The organism is Bordetella genomosp. 10 (assembly GCF_002261225.1).
GTDB lineage: Bacteria > Pseudomonadota > Gammaproteobacteria > Burkholderiales > Burkholderiaceae_B > Bordetella_C.
In genome coordinates this window covers 1,321,242-1,338,742 of record NZ_NEVM01000002.1, presented here as the reverse complement: position 1 = coordinate 1,338,742, position 17,501 = coordinate 1,321,242, and the positions used below count along the sequence as shown (strand labels likewise).

The 17,501-nt window shown below is 67.6% G+C and carries 13 protein-coding genes; 9 read left to right on the top strand and 4 right to left on the bottom strand.

Going from position 1 to position 17,501, the window contains the following annotated elements; genetic code table 11:
- Positions 1–15: 15 nt before the first annotated feature.
- Both CAL29_RS15030 and CAL29_RS15025 read right to left on the bottom strand, forming a co-directional pair.
- Positions 16–1,524: an ABC transporter substrate-binding protein gene (locus CAL29_RS15030; RefSeq protein WP_179284038.1), complete on the bottom strand. Its 1,509-nt coding sequence runs from the start codon at positions 1,522–1,524 to the stop codon at positions 16–18.
- 89 nt (positions 1,525–1,613) lie between these two features.
- Complete coding sequence (locus CAL29_RS15025; protein ID WP_094853781.1) at positions 1,614–2,474, bottom strand: N-formylglutamate amidohydrolase; 861 nt, start codon at positions 2,472–2,474, stop codon at positions 1,614–1,616.
- 261 nt (positions 2,475–2,735) lie between these two features.
- Between CAL29_RS15025 and CAL29_RS15020 the strand changes: the two genes are divergently transcribed.
- The 8 genes from CAL29_RS15020 (at position 2,736) to CAL29_RS14985 (ending at position 11,476) form a co-directional block, all read left to right on the top strand.
- A complete protein-coding gene (locus CAL29_RS15020; RefSeq protein ID WP_094853780.1) occupies positions 2,736–4,115 on the top strand; it encodes an ethanolamine ammonia-lyase subunit EutB in 1,380 nt (459 codons plus the stop codon).
- A gap of 28 nt (positions 4,116–4,143) precedes the next feature.
- Positions 4,144–4,920 carry an ethanolamine ammonia-lyase subunit EutC gene (gene eutC / locus CAL29_RS15015; protein ID WP_094854106.1) on the top strand — a complete coding sequence of 259 codons (777 nt, stop codon included), beginning with the start codon at positions 4,144–4,146 and terminating at the stop codon, positions 4,918–4,920.
- Positions 4,921–5,024: 104 nt separating this feature from the next.
- Positions 5,025–6,350 carry a histidinol dehydrogenase gene (gene hisD, locus CAL29_RS15010; RefSeq protein ID WP_094853779.1) on the top strand — a complete coding sequence of 442 codons (1,326 nt, stop codon included), beginning with the start codon at positions 5,025–5,027 and terminating at the stop codon, positions 6,348–6,350.
- Entirely contained in the window at positions 6,347–7,114 is a 768-nt protein-coding gene (locus CAL29_RS15005) for an SDR family NAD(P)-dependent oxidoreductase (protein ID WP_094853778.1), read from the top strand. Before hisD ends, CAL29_RS15005 begins: the two co-directional genes overlap by 4 nt.
- A complete protein-coding gene (locus CAL29_RS15000) occupies positions 7,111–8,145 on the top strand; it encodes a LacI family DNA-binding transcriptional regulator (protein ID WP_094853777.1) in 1,035 nt (344 codons plus the stop codon). The genes CAL29_RS15005 and CAL29_RS15000 overlap by 4 nt, the downstream gene beginning before the upstream one ends.
- Before the next feature lie 77 nt (positions 8,146–8,222).
- Positions 8,223–9,212, top strand: a complete 990-nt coding sequence (locus CAL29_RS14995; RefSeq protein WP_094853776.1) for a Bug family tripartite tricarboxylate transporter substrate binding protein — start codon at positions 8,223–8,225, stop codon at positions 9,210–9,212.
- Positions 9,213–9,313: 101 nt separating this feature from the next.
- The gene (locus CAL29_RS14990) at positions 9,314–10,099 is read left to right on the top strand and encodes an HpcH/HpaI aldolase family protein (protein ID WP_094853775.1); all 786 of its coding nucleotides are present in this window, start codon (positions 9,314–9,316) and stop codon (positions 10,097–10,099) included.
- A 441-nt stretch (positions 10,100–10,540) separates the two neighbouring features.
- On the top strand, positions 10,541–11,476 hold the full coding sequence (locus tag CAL29_RS14985; protein ID WP_256977510.1) for a tripartite tricarboxylate transporter substrate binding protein: 936 nt from the start codon (positions 10,541–10,543) through the stop codon (positions 11,474–11,476).
- A gap of 111 nt (positions 11,477–11,587) precedes the next feature.
- Here CAL29_RS14985 and CAL29_RS14980 read toward each other — a convergent pair whose 3' ends face one another.
- Together CAL29_RS14980 and CAL29_RS14975 are read right to left on the bottom strand one after the other, a co-directional pair.
- Complete coding sequence (locus tag CAL29_RS14980; protein ID WP_094853774.1) at positions 11,588–12,466, bottom strand: MurR/RpiR family transcriptional regulator; 879 nt, start codon at positions 12,464–12,466, stop codon at positions 11,588–11,590.
- Positions 12,467–12,528: 62 nt separating this feature from the next.
- Positions 12,529–13,509 carry a Bug family tripartite tricarboxylate transporter substrate binding protein gene (locus CAL29_RS14975; RefSeq protein ID WP_094853773.1) on the bottom strand — a complete coding sequence of 327 codons (981 nt, stop codon included), beginning with the start codon at positions 13,507–13,509 and terminating at the stop codon, positions 12,529–12,531.
- A gap of 290 nt (positions 13,510–13,799) precedes the next feature.
- Here CAL29_RS14975 and CAL29_RS14970 point away from each other — a divergent pair, with 290 nt between their 5' ends.
- Positions 13,800–17,495 (top strand): hydantoinase B/oxoprolinase family protein, encoded by a 3,696-nt coding sequence (locus CAL29_RS14970; protein WP_094853772.1) that lies wholly within the window; start codon positions 13,800–13,802, stop codon positions 17,493–17,495.
- The last annotated feature ends 6 nt before the right edge of the window (positions 17,496–17,501 follow it).

Below are 17,501 nucleotides of genomic sequence, written 5' to 3'. Positions count from 1 at the left end.
CCAAGGCGCCAGGCGTCATTCGAAATAGGCCGAGCGCAGGTCCATCCAGGAATAGGGATGCGTGTGGTAGCCCTTCAGGGAGCTCGTGTAGGCGGTGACGAAGTTGATCGTGTACATCACGACGCCGGGCACGTCTTCCACGGCATATTGCTGGAAGGTCTTGTAGAGGGCGTTCTGCTTGTCGGGATCCGTTTCCAGGCGCGCCTTGTCCAGCACGGCGTCGATGCGTTCGCTCTTGAAATGCCACATTTGGTTGTTCCAGGAACCCGTGCTGTGATACCAGGGATAGATGGCCGTATCCAGGGTGGGGCGGGCCAGGTAGCCGTCCATGTAGAAAGGCGACTTGCCGGCGATGGTGGCGCCCCAGCGGCTGTAGGGCACCCGCTCCAGCTTCACGGTCACGCCTATCTGCTTCAGCATCTGCTGCAGCGCGACGGCGGCGCGCTCGCGCGTCGGCCGGCCGACGGGGACGTTGAGCGTGATGGAGAATCCCTTGGGGTAACCCGCTTCCGCCAACAGTTTCCGGGCGCCGTCGGGGTCGGGCGTGAACGAGATGTCCTTGTTGAAGGCCGGGCTGTTCGGCGGCACGGGCGTATGGGTGGGGGCGCCGGCGCCGAACAGGGCGAACTCCACCAGTTGCTTCTTGTCGACGGCGAGTTCGAAGGCGCGCCGCACGCGCACGTCGTTGAAGGGCTTGACCTGGTTGTTCATGACGAAGCCGTCCCAGGTGGAGGTGGGCGCTTCGTCGACCACGACATTCGGGATGGCCTTCAGTTCCTTGATCGATTCCAGCGGCGCATTCCACAGGATGTCCACGTCGCCCGCGGAGAGGGCGGCCACCTTGGCGGCGTCCTCGGGCATGATGCGCAGGGTGACCTTGTCCAGCTTGGGCAGGCCGGGCTCCCAATAATTGGGATTCTTCTTCACCACCAGGCGGTCGCCCGGCGTGTAGCTTTCCAGCATGAAGGGCCCGGTGCCTACCGGCTTCTTCATCAGGTCCTCGGCGCTGTGGCCGTCGGGGACGATCTTCAGTTGCCGTTCGATCAGCATGTTGGGCCAGGCGCCGTAGGGCTCCTTGAGCACGAACTTGACCGTGTGGTCGTCGGGCGTCTCGATGTGGTCCACCATCTCCGTGGTGGAGCGGGCCCGCGACGCCAGCGCCGGGTCGGCGAGCAAGGCGAAGGTGTGGGTGACGTCGGCGGCGACGAAAGGCTTGCCGTCCGAGAACTTCACGCCCTGGCGCAGCTTGAACGTCCATACCCGGGCGGCGGCGTCCGAGCTCCAGCTCGTCGCCAGTTCGGGCACCAGTTGCAGTTTTTCGTCGATGCCGACCAGGCCGTTATAGACCAGCATGCCGAAGTTGTAGTCCTCGGCCGCCACGCCGCGCCCGGGATAGAGGAAGTTCACGTTCGAATTGATCGTCGCCACCAATTCGGTCTTGGGCGCGGCGTGCGCCATCGGTCCCGCGGCCAGGGACAGGCAGGCCGCCGCCAGTACGCTTGCGATACGAAGAAGCACTTTCATGATGTGTATCCCCTTGTAGGCGCGAGTGCGGTTTTCCCGGCCGCGCCACTCGCGGGCCGCCATGGCGGCGGGTCGCGAAGATCGCCGTTTCAGGCGCGCGTCCGTTCCGTGGCAAAGCGCGCGATGGCCTGGGCCAGTTGGCCCAGGTGTTTCCTGACTTCCGCGAAGCCCGAGCCTGGTTCGAAGGTGTCCTCGTTCATATACAGCCCGCGCTTGATCTCGATCTGCACGCTGTGGATGCCTTCCGCGGGCCGGGCATGCTTGCGCACCGACTCGGCGCCGGGATAGTGGAAGTTGCGGGTGACGCGGTAGCCGAAACCGCCCAGCGTGTCGGCGATCAGTTCGCTGAGCGCCGGATCGCAAGTGCTGCCGTGGCGGTCGCCGATATCGAAGTCGGAGCGCGGCTTGCCGCGATCCAGCGTGGACGGCCCGCCGATCGAGGCCATGCTGTGGCAACTGACGTGATAGGCGCCGCCGAATTTCTTCCTGCGCTCGGCCAGCATGCCGGCCAGTTCATTGTGATAGGGCCAGTAGTAGCGGTCCAGGCGCCGCTGGACGTCCTGCACGCTGAGCGGCTTGTCATAGATGGCCACGCCGCGCTTGCCGCATCGGGAATGGATGAGGCCGATGCCCAGGCGGGATTTCTCCGTGGTCTCCAGCGCGCCGGGCCAGGGGCCGTCCAACAAGGTGGGATCGATATCCCGCTCGTGGCGGTTGGCGTCGATATAGGTATTGGGAAATGTGGCGGCCAGCCAGCTTGCGCCGCTGTCCACCACGTCCGCGTAGAGATCCGGGACGTGCATGGACACCGACTGGTGCAGGTCCAGGAAGGGCGCGGCGGGGGTGAATTCGCAGGGATACCAGGTGCCGCTGCGCGGGATGTCGAAGACGACGGGGACGCCGGCGCCGTCCGGATCGCGCCGCAGGAACACGCCAGGAAGGACTTTCATCGTTGCTCAAGCTCCGTAGGGCATCCCGGCAGCGGATGCGAGGCCAGCAAACAAGGACCGCGAGAGGAGGGCGGCGGTGGGGAGATAAAAAAGGAAAACAAGGAAAACGTTTTCCTTAGGCAAATTCTGCGCCCCGAGCCGGCGGCGGTCAATACGCCGAGGGCTTCGGAAAAACCCCTAGTCGCCGATTCGCGGGGCCGGCCGCCGCGCCGCCGCCGAACGCAACTAGAATGAACGACGACGCCACAACGAGGGTGAGCCGTGTACGCCGCGACGATAGGCAATGTCCGCCATGTGTTCGAAGGATTGAAGGAAGTCATGGCGCGCGCCACGCCGCTGCGCAGCGGCGACGTCCTGGCCGGCGTCGCCGCGCGCTCCGGCGAGGAACGCGTCGCCGCGCAGTACGTGCTGGCCGATCTGCCGCTGCGCACCTTCCTGGATATTGCGCTGGTGCCTTACGAAACGGATGAGGTGACCCGGCTGATCGTCGATACCCACGATGCGCGGGCGTTCGCTCCCATATCCCATATGACGGTCGGCGAGTTTCGCGACTGGCTGTTGGCCGATACGACGGATACCGCGGTCCTGACCCGGGTCGCGCCGGGCGTGACGCCGGAGATGGCGGCGGCCGTGAGCAAATTGATGCGCCTGCAGGACCTGATGCTGGTCGCGGCCAAATGCAGCGTGGTGACCCGCTTCCGCAATACGGTCGGCTTGCCGGGACGGCTTTCGGTGCGCCTGCAGCCGAACCATCCCACCGACAGTCCGCAGGGCATCGCCGCGAGCATCCTGGACGGCCTGCTGCTGGGCGCGGGCGACGCGGTCATCGGCATCAATCCCGCCACCGACAGCCCCGCCATGGCCAGGGACCTGCTTTGCCGCCTGGACGAAGTGCGGGAGCGCCTGGATATTCCCACCCAGAGCTGCGTGCTGACGCATGTGACCACCGGCATAAAGCTGGTCGAGCGCGGCGCGCCCGTCGACCTGGTTTTCCAGTCGATCGCGGGCACCGAAGGGGCGAACCGCGGCTTCGGCATCGACCTGGCCTTGCTGGCCGAGGCCCGCGACGCCGCGCTCTCGCTCGGACGCGGCACGGTGGGATCGAACGTGATGTATTTCGAGACCGGGCAGGGTAGCGCGCTGTCGGCGGGCCAGCACCACGGCGTCGACCAGCAGACCCTGGAGGCGCGCGCCTACGCGGTGGCGCGGGCGTACTCGCCGTTCCTGGTGAACACGGTGGTGGGCTTCATCGGGCCGGAATATCTCTATGACGGCAAGCAGATCACGCGGGCGGGGATCGAAGACCAGTTCTGCGGCAAGCTGCTGGGCCTGCCCATGGGATGCGACGTCTGCTATACGAATCACGCGGAGGCCGACCAGGACGACATGGACGCGCTGTTGACGCTGCTGGTGGCGTGCGGCGTGAACTTCGTCATGGGCGTGCCGGGCGCCGACGACATCATGCTGGGCTACCAAAGCACCTCGTTTCACGACGCCCTGGCGATGCGCGAACTGCTGGGCCGGCGGCCGGCGCCCGAATTCGAGGCGTGGCTGGCCAGGCAGGGCTTGTGCGACGGGAACGGCCGCATACGTCCGGCGTCCTTGCCGCCCGCATTCACCGCCTTGCTGCCCGCCGCGTGAGGGCCCTTCGACCATGCCCACGGACGATATGAAAGACAGGCGCCCGGACTTGCCCGGCACGGGCATCGACACCGGCACCGCGGCCGCGGCCCCGCTGTGGCAACGCTTGCGGCAATTGACGGCGGCGCGCATCGGCTTGCCGCGTTCCGGGGCGTCGCTGGCCACGGAGTCCCTGCTCGATTTCCGCCTGTCGCACGCGCGGGCGCGCGATGCCGTGCATGCCGCGCTGGACACTGACGCCTTGCGCGCCGACCTGCTGCCCCTGGGCCTGCCGGTGCTGCATTGCCGCACCGAGGCCGCGCAGCGGCAGCAATATCTGCTGCGGCCCGACCTCGGACGCCGGCTGGACGCCGATTCGCGCGACAGGCTGGCGTCTTCCGGACATCGCGGACTGGATCTCTGCATCGTCGTCGCCGACGGGCTGTCCGCGACGGCGGCGCAGCATCATGCGGCGCCCTTGCTGGAGCATCTGGTGCCGCTGCTGCGGGACGAGGGATGGCTGCTGGCGCCCCTGGTCCTGCTGGAGCAGGGCCGCGTCGCCGCGGGCGACGACATCGGCGAGGCGCTGGACGTCAAATGCATGATCATCCTGGTCGGCGAGCGGCCGGGCCTGACGTCGCCCGATTCGCTGGGGGCGTACATGACCTGGATGCCCAGGGTCGGCCGCACGGATGCCGAGAGGAATTGCGTTTCGAACATCCGCCCGCAGGGTTTCGCGCTGCCCGACGCCGCGCGCAAGATCGCCTATCTGGCCGGCCGCATGCGCGCCGAGGAATGTTCCGGCGTCCGCCTGAAGGACGATTAGGACGCGAATCCTAGGGTTTCCACCTATTTGCATACGTATGCAAGGATTCAAAACTGCCCCGCATCGAGCAGTTCCCACGATATCTTTTGCAGGGCAGGAGACCCATGATCCGCTATCTCAAGCGCGGCCGCACCGCCGCCGTGAAGACCGAAGACGACGCCAAGGTGCGCGCCACCGTCGAAGGCATCATCCGCGACATCGAAACCCGCGGCGACGAGGCGGTGCGCGAATATAGCCGCAAATTCGACCAATGGGATCCCGCGGATTTCCGCCTGTCGCGCGCCGAGATCGAGGCCGCGCGCAAGCAGTTGTCGGCGCGCGAGATCGAGGACATCGCCTTCGCCCAGGCCCAGATCCGCCACTTCGCCGGCATCCAGCGCGAATCCATGCGCGACGTCGAGGTGGAGACCTATCCCGGCGTGGTGCTGGGCCACAAGCACATCCCGGTGAACGCCGTGGGCTGCTACATCCCGGGCGGCAAATATCCCATGCTGGCCTCCGCCCACATGAGCGTGCTCACCGCCAAGGTCGCCGGCGTGCCGCGCGTGGTTTCCACCGCACCGCCGTACCAGGGCAAGCCGCATCCGGCCATCGTCACCGCCATGGACATGGCCGGCGCCGATGAAATCCTCGTGCTGGGCGGCGTGCAGGCCGTCGTCGCGATGGCGGTGGGCACGCCCACCGTCGCGCCCGTGGACATGCTGGTGGGCCCGGGCAATATGTTCGTGGCGGAAGCCAAGCGCCAGTTGTACGGCCGCGTGGGCATCGACCTGTTCGCCGGGCCCACGGAGACCCTGGTGATCGCCGACGACAGCGTGGATGGCGAACTGTGCGCGGTCGACCTGCTGGGGCAGGCCGAGCACGGCCCCACCTCGCCGGCCATCCTGCTGACCGATAGCGAGAAGCTGGCCCGCGACACCCTGGAACAGGTCGAACGCCAATTGGCCGCCTTGCCGACCGCGGCGATCGCCGCCAAGAGCTGGGCCGACTGCGGCGAGGTCATCGTCTGCGATACGCAGGAGGAAATGCTGCGGGTGGCCGACGATCTCGCTTACGAGCACGTGCAGGTCATGACGCGGGACCCCGACTACTTCCTGCGCAACATGACCAACTACGGCGCCCTGTTCCTCGGCCCGCGCACCAACGTCAGCTTCGGCGACAAGGTGATAGGCACCAACCACACGCTGCCGACCAACCGCAACGCGCGCTATACCGGCGGTCTCTGGGTCGGCAAGTTCCTGAAGACGTGCACCTACCAGCGCGTGCTGACCGACGCCGCCAGCGCCGCCATCGGCGAATATTGCTCGCGCCTGTGCCATATGGAGAATTTCGCCGGGCACGGCGAGCAGGCCAACATCCGCGTGCGCCGCTACGGCGACCGGCCGGACCTGCCCTGGTACCAGCCGGTGGCGGCCGGAGGGCAGGCATGATCGCCTTGCCCAAGGGGCCGGGTTTCGGCCTGGAAGGGCGCCGCGCGCTGGTGACCGGCGGCAGCGGCGGCATCGGCCTGGCGGCGGCCGCCGCGCTCGGCCGCGCGGGCGCGCACGTCACGGTGGCGGCCCGCCGCGGCGCCGAACTCGAGCAGGTGTGCGAGGCGCTGCGGGCCGAGGGCATAGATTGCGCCGCGCAGGTGCTCGACGTCACGGACGCGACGGCCGTCGACCGCGTCATGACGCAGGGCGAGGCGTACGACATCCTGGTCAACAATGCCGGCATGAACCGTCCCAAGCTCCTGGTCGAGCAGCCGGACGAGGATATCGACGCGGTCTTCGATCTCAACGTGAAGGCAGCTTTCCGCACCTGCCGCGCGGCGGCGCGCCGCCTGCTGCGGGAAGGGCGGGGCGGCTCCATCATCAACGTGTCCTCGCAGATGGGACACGTGGGCAGCCCCCGGCGCACCGTGTACTGCGCCAGCAAGCATGCGCTGGAAGGCATGACGCGGGCGCTGGCCTGGGAAGTGGGATCGGCCGGCATCCGCGTCAACACGATCTGTCCTACTTTCATCGAAACCCCGATGACGGCGGCCATGCTGGCGCAGCCGGGCTTCCGGGAATGGATCTGCGCGCGCAACGCGCTGGGCCGGGTCGGCCGGCTGGACGAGGTGATGGGCGCCATCGTCTTCCTCGCCGGCGAGGCCTCCAGCCTGGTGACGGGCAGCGCCCTGATGCTGGACGCGGGGTGGACCGCCGCATGAAGACCTCTCCCCGGGCGCAGGACGTTGCGGATCTCGCCAACGTGTCGCAGTCCGCGGTCAGCCGCACCTTCACGCCGGGCGCCAGCGTCTCGGAAGAGACGCGGCGCAAGGTGCTCGCGGCCGCGCAGAAGCTGGGCTACCGGCCCAATGCGCTGGCGCGCAGCCTGATCACCCGCCGCAGCCGCATCGTGGCGCTGGTCATGAGCTATCTGGAGAACCAGTTCTACCCGCTGGTCATCGAGAAGCTGTCCCAGAAGCTGCAGAAAGAGGGCTATCACGTCCTGATGTTCATCGCGGAAGTGGACGAGGCGGCCGACGGCGTGCTGGCCGAGATCCTGCAATACCAGGTGGACGGCATCGTGATGGCGTCGGCCATGCTGTCGCCCAATATCGCGCGCGGCTGCGCCGAGGTGGGGGTGCCGGTGGTGCAGTTCAACCGCATCTCCATGCTGGGCGGGCTGGCGCGCCACGCCAGCAGCTCCGTCACGTCCGACAACCGGGCCGGGGGCCGCCTGGCCGCGCGCCTGCTGGCAGCGCGCGGCTACCGCCGTTTCGGCTATCTCGCGGGACTGGAGGATTCGTCGACCAGCATCGAGCGCGAGCGCGGCTTCCGCGAGGAGCTGGCCGCGCTCGGCCACGACCTGCGCCGCCGCGAAGCGGGCCATTACGACTTCGACCGGGCGCAGGCGGCGGCGCGGCGCCTGTTCGACGGCGGCGGCATCGATGGCCTGTTCGTCGCCAACGATCACATGGCCATCGCCGCGCTGGACGTCCTGCGGCTGGAGCTGAAGCTGCGCGTGCCGGAGGACGTGGGCGTGATCGGTTTCGACGACGTGCCGCAGGCCGCCTGGGGCGCCTATCGCCTGACGACCGTGCGACAGCAACTCGAGCCCATGGTCGACGCCACCGTCGCGCTGCTGCGCGAACAGATGCAGGCCGAACTGCGGCCGCGCGACGTCGTCGTGCCGTGCGTGATGGTCGAGCGGGCGACCGTGCGTCCGGCCATCGCCGCGGGATCCACGCATCCATGACGCAACGAGCATCCACATAAATCAAATAACCACGGCGGGCGCCATATCCGTCCGCATTTCAACCGCAGGAGACAACTATGTATCGCAAGTTCTTAGGCGCGCTGGCCGCTACGGCCTCGCTCGGATTCGCCATGGGCGCCGTCGCCACGTCCGCCCACGCGGCGGGCGCCTGGCCGACCCACACGATCCGCTACATCGTGCCTTTTTCGCCGGGCGGCGTGTCCGACGGCGTGGCCCGGCTGATCGCCGAGCAACTGACGACGCGCCTGGGCCAGTCCGTCATCGTGGAGAACAAGCCCGGGGTGTCCGGCATCGTCGGCACGCAGCTCGCCGCCCGCGCCGATCCGGACGGCTACACCATCGTCGGCGGCACGATCACGACCCACGCGGTCAATCCCTTCTTCGTCAAGTCGCTGGGCTATGACCCGGTCAAGGACTTCGCGCCGGTCGCGCTGGTGGGCATGGTCAGCAATGCGCTGGTGGTGCGGGCCAACAGTCCCTACAACTCGGTGCAGGACGTGATCGACGCCGCCCGCGCCAAGCCGGACACGCTGACCTACGGCACCGCCGGTCCCGGGACGTCGCAGCACCTGTCGGGCCAGTTGTTCCAGTCGATCTCGGGCACCCACTTGCGGCAGATCGTCTACAAGGGCGGTTCGCAGTCCATGATCGACCTGATCGGCGGCCAGATCGACATGGTGTTCGATACGGTCGCGGCGGAACGTCCCATGATAGATTCCGGCAAGGTGAAGGTGCTGGGCGTCACGTCCGCCAAGCCGCTGGCGGACCTGCCGCAGGCCAAGCCCCTGGCCGAACTGGGCCTGCCGGGTTTCGAGATGCAGTCCTGGCAGGGCATCTTCGCGCCGGCGGGGACGCCCGCGCCGGTGGTGGAGCGGCTGGCGCATGAGATCGCCGCCGCCGTGGCGACGCCCGAGGTTCGCGCTAAATTGCTGATGCTGGGCGTCACGCCGGATGGCCGGGGCCCGGCGCAATTCGCCGCGTTCCAGCGCAGTGAAATCGAGAAATGGGGCAAGGTGATCAAGGACGCCGGCATCCAGGCCGATTGATGGCCGGTTGACTTACCGATTGATGACCGATCGGTGGCCGGTGCGCCCCCCGCGTCCCGGCCCGCCGAATCGCCACGGCAACGTGGAACAAGGAGACATGCATGACCGATACCCGTTTTCCCATCGACGGCCGCCTTCCCGCGATGTTGCGCGGCGGCCAGCCTTTGCGGGGGCTGTTCAATGGGCTGCCCAGCCCGGCCATCGTCGAAATGTGCGCCTATGCCGGCTTCGATTTCGTGATCCTGGACAATGAGCACGGCAGCGCCGACCTGGGCGTCACCGAGCATATGCTGCGGGCGGCGCGGGCCTCGGGCATCGCGCCGGTGGTGCGCTGCTTCGAGCACGATCTGCCGCGCATCCTGGACATGGGCGCCAGCGCCGTGCAGGTGCCCATGGTGCAGACCGCGGAACAGGCGCGGCGCCTGGCGGGCATGACCCGCTATCCGCCGCTGGGCAGCCGCGGCAGCGCGTTCAGCACGCGGGCGGCGGGCTACGGCGCGTTCGGCGGGGCGGGACATACGCAGCGCAGCAACGACGGCATCGCCTTCATCGCCATGATAGAAACGCCGGAGGCCATCGACGCGGCCGCCGCCATCGCCGCGGTGGACGGCGTCGATGCGGTGTTCATCGGCCCCAACGACCTGGCGCACGCCATGGGCCACGGCAGCGACTGGAACGCCGAACCGGTGCAGCGGGCGATCGAACGCGGCCTGAAGGCCGTCGCCGACGCGGGCAAATGCCCGGGCATCATCGCCCTGACCCCGGCGGACGAGGAGAAATACGGCGCCTGGGGCGCGCGGTATTTCGCCAACGTATCGACCAGCATCATCACCCGGGCGCTGGCGCAGGCCGCCGCGGCGGGGAAGGACGGCGGACTGCGCTATTGACCGGAACGGGCAGGGCGCCGCCGCGCCCCTTGCTGCCCCCCGAGGGGGCGTTTTTGCCTTGGGGCGCGCAGCGGCAAGAAGCAACGCCCATTGAAGACACCGCGGAGCCGGGTCCCCCGGTCCGCCGGTGTCGCCCCCTTTGAGGGGGCCGCGCGCAGCGCGGTAGGGGGTGGGCCCATCCTTCCGGTCCGCCGGTGTCGCCCCCTTGAGGGGGCCCGCGAAGCGGGTACGGGGTGGACTTCCTCAGCAAAAAACTTCCAATACGCTTACTATTCTGTCCGCAGCCCTATCAGAGCAACAACCACCGCTGACGGCCAGGAACGTGGGGGCGTTCCCGTCAGGCGAGAAAGAGTGGATCAAATGGGCGATATATCGATGAATAGGTATCAGGAGAAAACCTTGAACATTACCCGTCGCCGTTTCAATACGGCCGCCTTCGGTCTGGCGTCCGTCGCCGTGGCTCCCAAAATCGCTTTCGCGGACGACAAGTGGCCCTCCCGGCCGATCCGCGTCGTCGTGCCGTTCGCGCCCGGCGGCGCCAATGACCTGCTGGGCCGCGCGGCCGCGGAAGGCATCTCCAAGGCGCTGGGCGTCAGCGTCGTGGTCGAGAACAAGCCGGGCGCCGGCGCCGTGATCGGCACCGACTACGTGGCCCGCGCCGAGCCGGACGGCTACACCTTCCTGATCAGCGCCGCCGGCGTGATCTCGAACAGCATGATCCGCAAGGTCCACTACAAGGACAGCGACCTGGTGCCGGTGGTCATGGTGGGCCTGGCGCCGTCCGTGGTGATCGCCCCCGCCAACTCGCCGTACAACACCCTGAAGGAATTCGTCGAAGGCTCGAAGAAGGGGCACGGCCTGCACTTTTCGACCGCCGGCACGGGCAGCACGCCGCACTTCGTCGAAGGCATCCTGACCACCAACTACGGCGCCAAGCTGGACCTGGTGCCCTACAAGAGCGGCAGCGAATCGGTGTCCGCGGTGATCGGCGGCCAGGTCGACGCGACCTCGGAGGCCAGCATCGTGGTCCTGCCGATGGTCAAGAGCGGCAAGGTCAAGGCGCTGGCCTGCACGTGGTCGGAGCGCATCAAGGCCTATCCTGAATTGTCGACGGCGGCTGAACAGGGCTTCCCCGACATCAAGATCGCCCACTGGGCCGGCGTGCACGCGCCCAAGGGCGTGCCGGACGCCATCCTGGACAAGGTCGCCGCCGGCGTCGACGCCGCCATGAAGGACCCGGCCAACGTCAAGCGCTTCACCGAGCAGGGCATCGAGCCCGTCGGCGGCACGCGCGCCGACTTCATCAAGTTCTGCGATGAAGAGCGCGCGCGCCTGGGCGCCGTGGTGAAGGCCACCGGCATGCACCAGGACACCTGATCCGGGATTGCCGCCGGACCCGGCTCGCGGACTACCCGCGAGCCGGCGCCAGGAATAAGAAAGGGGGGCTTCGGCCCCCCTTTCTTATTGGATGCGTTCAACGGGATGCGTTCAGCGGCCTTCGCCGCCCGCCGCCGGGTGATGCACCTGGCTGAATTTGAACAGCCGTTCGACGTCGGCCAGGTTCTTCGCGGCGCGCTTGCGGTTCCTGATCAGCACCTCGGAACACAGGGCATTGACCAGCGACAATCCGCCCGTCAGCGAGGTGGCCGTACTGAGCACCGAGGTGTGCACGGGCAGCAGCACGTCGGCCACGGCGGCCGTGGGCGACAGCGGGCCGTCGGTAATGGCGATGAGCTTGGCGTTGGCCTCGTGCGCGTACTGCATGGCGGCGACCGTCAGGCGCGCATGGCGCGGGAAGCTGATGCCGATGAGCACGTCCTGCACGCCGATGTTCTGTATGGGCTCCAGCGCCTCGCCCGCCACCGCGTCCATCAGGACGGCGTTGCCCAGCATCTGGTGCAACTGGAAGTAGAGGGAGTGCGCCAGGCAGAAGGTGGTCCGCAAGCCCATGATGTAGATGGTGCGGGCATTGGAGATGATGTCGACGGCGCGGTCCATCAGCGCGGGGGAAATGCCGCGCTCGGTCCGCAGGATGTCCTCGATGTCCTGGTGAAACAGTTGCGAATACGGCCGCACGTCCTGCTGCCGCTCGCGCGAGCTGATCGCCAGGCGTTGCAGCGGCTCCAGGTGGCGGCGGATGTCGCTTTGCAGATCCCGGCGGAAGGCGGGATAGCCTTTGTAGCCGAGCAGGACCGCGAAACGGGTGACGGTCGATTCGCTGACGCCCAGGCGCTCGGCCACCCGCGCCGCCGGCAGCATGGCCACGTCTTCCGGCTTCTCCAGCACGAAATGCGCGACGGCGCGCGCGCCATCGCTCATGTTGTCGAGATTCTTGCGGATGCGGTCGTTGAGCTGGGAAGTCAGCATGGGATGTCGAAAGGGCGCGGCGCCCGCGCCCGGGATGGATGCCGTCCGGCGAAGGATACCACCTACTTTTGCGCCAGGCCCGCCGCTTCGATGAGCGGGCCGAGCGTCTTGTCGCTCTGCTCGAATTGCGCCTGGAGCTGCGCGCCGCTCATCGACTGCGGGATCATCGCCATGCTTTCCATGACGCGCTGGAATTCGGGGTCCTTGACCGCCTGCGCCACGGCGTTCTCCAGCTTCTTGCGGATGGACTCGTCCAATCCGCGCGGCGCCGCCAGGCCGGTCCAGACGTCGGCGTCCCAGTCGAAGCCGAGTTCGCGGATGGAGGGAACGTTCTTGATGGCCGCGATCTTCTGCGACGAGAACGACGCCAGGAAACGGATCTTGCCCGACAGGACGTAGGGCAGGGCCTCGCCGGCCAGCGTGGCGACCTTGATCTGGCCGCCCAGCATGGCGGTCAGGATCTGCGCGCCGCCGCCGTAGGTGATGTATTCGGTCTTCAGGCCGCGTTCCTTCATCATGCGCGCCGTGGCCAGGTGGGTGCCGGCGCCCAGCGTGGTGATGCCGAACATGATCTTGCCCGGATTGGCCTGCATGTCCGCCAGCAGGTCGTTCAAGGTCTTGTAGGGCGAATCGGCCGGCACCGCGATGTAGAGCGTGGTCAGCGCATAGTTCGCGATCAGGGAAAAATCCTTCTTCGGATCGTAGGCCACGGCCTGCATATGCGGCGCGATCACCGCGTTGGGCGGCATGAAGACGCCCAGCGTGTAGCCGTCCGGGTTGGCGCGCGCGACCTGGCCCAGCGCGATGGCGCCGCCGGCGCCCGGTTTGTTGACGATGACCACCGAGGCGCCGGGCAGCGTCTTTTCCAGCGCGCGTCCCAGGGCGCGCGCCGTCACGTCGATCGAGCCCCCGGCGCTGAAGGGGACGTAGAGCTGGATGGGATGGGACGGAAACCCGTCCGCCGGCGACGCGGCCCGCGCGTTCGCGAACAACAAGGCCGCGCCGATCAGCAAGACCCTGCTCCAGATGCCGAAGCGATTCATTGCATTCCCCTTCGTCTCTTTAATGAGATAAAAAAATCATTGATGTTTGGTTGATGACTGAATTTATGCTTATCAGGACCGAAATCTACACACCTGGCTTCCATCCATAAAGCCAGGGCTTATACCTATAAAAACCACAAAATCCTTGGATGAGTCGAGACTGAAGTGGAGCATATCCGCCAAATCAGTGCAAGAAATTAGTCATTTAATTTATTGCAAAGAAGAAAAACTTGCGCAAGAATTCAGCCTGGAACATACGGCAGGGCCCGGCCCGCAACCCAGGAACATCCATGAAGCTCAATCAAATGCGCCTGTCGCTAGGTGTGGACATCGGCGGCACCTTCACCGATATCGTCGTGCTCGACGAGGCCACCCACCGGGTGTGGTCGTTCAAGGAACTGACGACGCCGCAGGCGCCCGCGCAAGGCGTCATCCGGGGAATCGCCAAGCTGTTCGAGCGCGAGGGATTCCAGATGGCGCAGGTGGGGCGCGTCGTGCACGCCACCACCCTGTTCACCAACGCCTTGATCGAGCGCCGCGGCGCCAAGGTGGGCTTCATCACCACCGCGGGTTTCCGCGACCTGGTGGCGATCGGACGCGAGCGCAAGTACGACATCTACGATCTGCAGATCGAGATGGTGGCCCCCCTATGCGGCCGCGATGCCTGCTATGAAGTGGCCGAACGCATGGACGCCGCCGGCGCGGCGGTCGCGCCCCTGGACGAATCCGCCTTGCTGGCCGCGGTGGAGCAAGCGCTCGCCGACGGTTGCAAGAGCCTGGCGGTCGGCCTGGTCAATGCCTACGTCAACCCGGCGCATGAGAAACAGGCCCGGCGCGCGATCGAGCGCCGTTTCCCGGATGTTCCCTTGTCCGTCTCACATGAGATCGCCAACGAGGTCCGCGAATACGACCGCTTCTGCACGGTCATGGCCAATGCCTACATCCAGCCGCTGGCCATCGGCTATCTGAACGTCCTGGCCGGCGAACTGAAGCAACTGGGCCTGGCCTGCCCCTTGTTCGTCATGCGTTCGAACGGCGGCCTGACCACGGTGCAGGAGGCCGCGCGCGCGCCCATCCAATTGCTGGAATCCGGGCCCGCGGCGGGTACGCTGGCGGCCGCCTATTTCGCCAGGACCTGCGGATCGGAAAACTTCGTGGCGCTGGACCTGGGCGGCACCACGGCCAAATTGTGCGCGGTGGAGAAGGGCGAGCCGCTGGTCTCCCACGTGTTCGAGGCGGCGCGGCAGAAGCGCTTCACGCCCGAAAGCGGCCTGCCCATCCGCATTCCCACCGTCGATCTCATCGAGATCGGCGCGGGCGGCGGCGGCATCGCCCGCGTGGACAACCTGGGCCTGCTGAAGGTCGGCCCGACCAGCGCGGGTTCCGAGCCGGGCCCGGCGGCCTATGGCCGCGGCGGCGACCAGCCGACGGTCAGCGACGCCAACCTGCTGCTCGGCTACCTGAACCCCGGCTACTTCGCCAATGGCGAGATCACGCTGGACCGCGGCCGTTCGGAGGACGTATTCGGCCGGCTCGGCGGGCAACTGGACGTCGCCATGGACGCGGCGGCCTGCGGCGTGCACGACCTGGCCAACGAAAGCATGGCGGCCGCGGCGCGCGTGCATGCGGCCGAGCGGGGCCAGGATCCGTCGCGCCTATCCTTGCTGGTGACGGGCGGCGGCGGCCCCATCCATGGCGGCGGCGTCGCCCGCAAGCTCAAGATCTCGACGCTGATATGTCCGGCGGCGGCCGGCGTGGCCTCCGCCATCGGCCTGGTGCTGGCGCCGGTGCGCGTGGATTGCGCCCGTTTCCTGGGCGCGAAGCTCGCGGCGGACACCTTGCCGGCGATCCTGGCGGCGTACGCCAGCCTCGGCGACGAGGCGGTCACCCAGGTCTCGGGCATGCTGCCGGGGCAGGGCGCGGCGCAGCTAACCTGCGTGGCCGAGATGCGCTACGCCGGCCAGGGGTTCGAGCTGTCCGTGAGCCTGACCGAGGCCCTGGCCGCGAGCGACCCGGCCGCGGCCATCCGCGCCGCGTTCGAGGCGCAGTACGGCGCCGTCTTCGGCCAGACCCTGGCCTGGGGCGTGATCGAGTTGACCATGCTGCGCGTGACCGCCACGGTGACGCTGGTCGATCCGGACGCGGTGCTCAGCTTCCCCGAGTCCGGCCCGGACGGCGGCGCGGACGCCAAGGTCGCCGAACGCGACATCCTCATTCCGGGCGACGCCGGGGCCTGCAGGGCAAGCGTCTATCGTTGGCACGCCATCGCCGAGGGGCAAGAGGTCGACGGTCCCGCGGTGGTCGAACAGCCCGGCTCCACGCTGGTGCTGGCGCGCGGCGACAGATTGCGCATGGGCAAGGGCGGAACGGCCGTCGTCAGCATCGCCGGCGCGACCTCGCACAACACGCAGTTCGACAGCGTCAGCCTCGAGATTTTCTGGCGGCGGCTGATCGCCATCGTCGACGAGGCCGCGGCGGCGCTGGTCCGTACCTCGTTTTCCACGGTGGTGCGTGAATCCGACGACTTCTCCGTCGTGCTTACCGACGCGCAGGGCCACGCGCTCGCGCAGGGCACCAAGAGCATTCCCGTCTTCATCGGCAGCCTGCCGCGCACGGTGCGCCATTTCATTGCGCATTTCGGCCTGGACGACATACACGAGGGCGACGTCTACGTGACCAACGACGCGTGGCTGGGCACCGGCCACCTGTCCGACATCAACGTCGCCGCGCCGATCTTCCACCAGGGCAAGCTGGTGGCCTTCGCGGCCAGCACCGCCCATGCCGTGGACATCGGCGGCAACTCCAACGCCTACGCGATTCCGGACATTTTCCAGGAAGGCTTCCAGATTCCGATCATGAAGCTGAAGGAGCGCGGCGTCGTCAACGGCGCCATCCTGCAACTGCTGTCGAAGAACGTGCGCGCGCCGGACCAGGTGGTGGGAGACCTGTTCGGCCAGATCTCCGCGCTGTCCGTCATGACCCGCCGCCTCAAGACCGTCATGCAGGAATGGAACCTGGACCATCTGGAGGACTTCGCGCGCGAGTCGTTCGCGCGCACCGATAACGCCACGCGCAACAGCATCCGCGCCATCCCGAACGGCGTGTATCCGGCCAGCCAGTGGATGGACGGCCTGGGCGCGCCGCTCAAGCTGGACGCCAGGGTGATCGTGGAAGACGAGCGCGTCACCGTGGACTACGAGGGCACGTCGGACGAGGTCCGCGCGGCCCTGAACGTCGCCTACTGCTACACGCACGCCTTCACGGTCTACGCGCTGAAGTGCCTGCTGGACCCGGACAGCCCGAACAACGAGGGTTCGTTCCGCGCCCTGGAGGTGCGGGCGCCCGAGGGCAGCATCCTGAATCATCGCTTCCCCTTGTCGGGCGGCAATCGCGCCACCGTGGGGCACTACCTGCCGTCGCTGGTGTTCCAGGCCCTGGCGCCCGCGCTGCCGGGCAAGATCCAGGCCAGCGCCGGCGCGCCCATCTGGGCCATGCTGATCAAGGGCAAGACCGACGACGGCGAGAACGTGATGATCAAGGGCTTCTTCAACGGCGGCGTGGGCGGATCGTATGCCCGCCACGGCCTGTCCACCCTGAGCTGGCCCAGCAACATCTCCGGCGCGCCCGTCGAAGTCCTGGAGCGGCTGGGCCCGGTGCGCGTGAACTACCGCCGCCTGCGCGCCGGCTCCGGCGGCCAGGGCTGGCGTCGCGGCGGCGACGGCGTGGATATGGAGTTCCTGATTACGCGCCCGGGGACCTATACGCTGAACATGGTGGGCGATCGCGTCCACCATGGCGCGCCGGGCCTGTTCGGCGGCGCCGCCGGCCAGACCGGGCAGGCGCTGCTCAACGGCGTGCAGATCGACCTGCGCAAGAGCCACGACCTGAAGGCCGGCGACGTGCTCATCGTCCGCACCCCGGGCGGCGGCGGTTTCGGCCAGGCCGGCTGGACGGAAGACGACGCGCGGGCGTTGCTGGCCAATTGACCGCTC